Origin of the sequence: Ilyobacter sp. (genome assembly GCF_041583315.1) — a bacterium.
Lineage (GTDB): Bacteria > Fusobacteriota > Fusobacteriia > Fusobacteriales > Fusobacteriaceae > Ilyobacter.
Genome location: NZ_JBFHGC010000352.1, coordinates 1 through 3,114, shown reverse-complemented (window position 1 = coordinate 3,114; position 3,114 = coordinate 1). Strand labels below are relative to the sequence as shown.

General features: G+C 40.5%; 3 protein-coding genes. All 3 read right to left on the bottom strand.

Annotated features, from left to right (window positions below):
* Positions 1–608, bottom strand: a 608-nt coding sequence (locus ABZA26_RS11225; RefSeq protein WP_372714617.1) for an amidohydrolase family protein, incomplete at its 3' end; no start/stop codon positions are given.
* A gap of 25 nt (positions 609–633) precedes the next feature.
* A complete protein-coding gene (locus tag ABZA26_RS11220; RefSeq protein WP_372714616.1) occupies positions 634–1,824 on the bottom strand; it encodes a YgeY family selenium metabolism-linked hydrolase in 1,191 nt (396 codons plus the stop codon).
* Between the two features lie 30 nt (positions 1,825–1,854).
* Positions 1,855–3,060, bottom strand: coding sequence for a diaminopropionate ammonia-lyase (dpaL, locus tag ABZA26_RS11215; protein WP_372714615.1), 1,206 nt, complete (start codon positions 3,058–3,060; stop codon positions 1,855–1,857).
* Positions 3,061–3,114: the final 54 nt, after the last annotated feature.

Below are 3,114 nucleotides of genomic sequence, written 5' to 3'. Positions count from 1 at the left end.
ATAACTTCTTTTGTTTCTGAGTATGCACATGGCATGTAGATAAGTCCGGTGGAAAGTCCGTAAGCCCCGGCTTCCATCTCTCTTCTTGTGATTTTGCACATCTTTGCAATTTGTTCATCTGTGGCTACTTCTCCAGAAAGTCCCATAGCTTCCATTCTTATATTTCCGTGAGGGACCAGATAAGCTTCATTGAGTCCCACACCTTTTTCCGCCATCATGTTAAGATAATTTTCAGTTGTTCTATATTCCCAGTTTATTTCGTCTGAGTCTCCGTCGAGTCCGGCAAGGTTTTTTCTCCAAGGGCTTATATATTCAACAGGAAGCGGGGCCATAGATATCCCGTCCTGTCCCAATACTTCGGTTGTTACTCCCTGTCTGATTTTTACCTCATTATAGGGGTTTAGTAACATTATCAGGTCTGAATGGCTGTGGGTATCAATAAATCCTGGAGCTACAACACGTCCTCTAGCATCTACTACCTTTATCCCTTCCACATGAATATCCTTACCTATAGCCTGAATCATTCCGTCCTTGACATAAATATCCCCCATAAAAGGTTTTTCCAGAGTACCGTCAACAATATTTCCATTTTTTATTAATACATCCATTTTTACACCTTCTTAATCTATTTTTCTATTTGTTGTACACAGACTTAAGGATTCCGTAGTACCCTTTTGCCCCTAAACAAAGTTGTTCAATTTCAATGTACTCATCGATTGTATGAGCAAGGTTTTCTTTTGATGGGCCAAATCCGATAGTCTGAATTCCAGCCTCTCCTGCATAGTGGGAACCGTTAGTACAGAATGAATACTGAGTGATCTCAGAGTTTATTCCAGCCTCTTTTAAGCCCCTATACGCCGCCTGTACAAAGTCATCATTTTCAGAGTAAAGCCATCCTGGAAAGAATCTCTCCCCCTCTATAACATTTCCTGTATAACACATCTCTTTTCCGATTGCGTATGATACTTTTGCTTTTAACTCTGGGTCTTCTGCCATCATCTCTTCCAGTAATTTTTCAATGGGAGCTAGGACTGACTCCTTTGTTTCCCCTACAAGAACTCTTCTGTCAAATGTCACCCTGCAGTACTCAGGGACTACAGATGCACCAGGGTATGGCTCTGATTTTATGTCAGTAAGGCATAAAATTCCTTTCCCCAATTCAGGATGCTCAGTTGGTTCCAACTGTTCAATTCTTTCTATAACTCTGGCCATTTTTACAACAGAATTTATTCCCTTTTCAGGGTTGGCTGAATGAGCAGGTTTCCCGAATATTTCGACTACTATTTCCCCTCTTCCTCTCTGACCTATTTTAAGGTTTAGCTCAGAAGATTCACCGATGACCACATAGTCAGGCTTTATATTTTTTGAAATCTCTCTTGCTGCTATTCCTTCAAAAAGTTCCTCGTGTACCACACCGGCCACATAGATCTCTCCGGCGAAATCTTTATTTATATCTTCAGCAAAATATGACGCTGCTGCGATCATAGCAGAAGTTTGCCCCTTCATATCTGAAGCCCCTCTTCCGTAGATCTTTCCATCTATTATATCTCCCCCAAAGGGATTATACGTCCATACAGATTCATCAGTTACAGGCACGGTATCGATGTGCCCGTCAAAAAGAATTGATTTTCCAGGCTTATTACCTTTGATTCTTCCTATGACATTTCCATACTTGTCTACCTGTACATCATCAAATCCAAATTCTTCCAGCATCGCCTTTTTCATAGCTTCGGCTACTTTTTCTTCTTTGCCTGATACAGATGGATTCCTTATTAATTCTTGGCATAGTTCTATTAGTCTTTCTTCTCTGGTTTGACTTAACATTTAATTCCTCCTAAAATTAGAATTTTTCTATTATTTAGTGTGTGCACCTTTCCAAACTATATCCCTGTATACTTCCGGGTCTGTATCTCCCTCTGTGGAAAAGAGAAGCACTTTTGAGTTTTCGTCTAACTTCAGATCCTTTTTCATCTGTGCATACTCTGGGTTTGTCATTATTTCAAATAGTAATCCAGTTGTTACTGCTCCGGATTCTCCTGATATCACCTGGTCGTCCCCCTTTAACGGATTTCCTAAGATTCTCATTCCGTTAGCAGCCACCCAGTCAGGGCAGGATACAAATGCTGCTGAGTGATTCTTCAGTACTTCCCATCCGATTGTATTTGGTTCTCCGCAGGCTAGACCGGCCATTATTGTCTGCATATCTCCGCCTACGTACTCTATCTCTCCGGCTTTTGCCGACTTGTACAGACAGTCTGCAAGATTTGATTCTACTATTACAGTTGTCGGGCATTCATCACCATAGATAGATGCAAATACACCCTGAACTGCTCCTGCTAGCGAACCTACTCCTGCCTGTAAAAATATATGAGTTGGTTTTTCAATTTCATTAGCCTTTAGTTGCTCAATGGACTCTAGGGCCATAGTTCCATAACCTTGCATAATCCATGCTGGAATTTCTTCATACCCTTCCCAGGCTGTATCCTGTATTACTACTCCGTTATTTTCATTTGCATAGTCGGTTGCTATTCTCACTGCTTCATCATAGTTAACATCAGTAATGCTAGCCTCAGCTCCCTCAGACCTTATATTTTCAAGCCTTGTTAATGAGGATCCTTTTGGCATGTATACTACTGATTTTTGATTTAGTTTATTTGCTGTCCAAGCCACTCCCCTGCCGTGATTTCCGTCAGTTGCCGTGGCAAATGTTATATCTCCTAACTCTTCTTTGATCTTGTCTGAGATTAACTCCTTATACCCTAGCTCAGAGATATCCTTCCCGAGTTTTGAAGCCAGGTATTTACCCATTGCAAATGATCCTCCGAGGACCTTAAAAGCGTTCAGCCCGAATCTATAAGATTCATCCTTGACATATACTCCGTTCACCCCTATATGTTTAGCAAGCTTATTCAACTCAGCAAGTGGTGTTATTGTGTACTGATCGAAACTTTCATGAAATTTTTTGGCCTTTCCTACCTCTTCCTTACTGAGAAATTCAATACACTGCTTATAGTTGGTTCTTTCCATATTATTGACTGTCCACTTGATATTTTTTTCCACGTTATTTTCCCCCTTTAAACTGATTATTTTAATACTTTATTTTTTCCATCAATT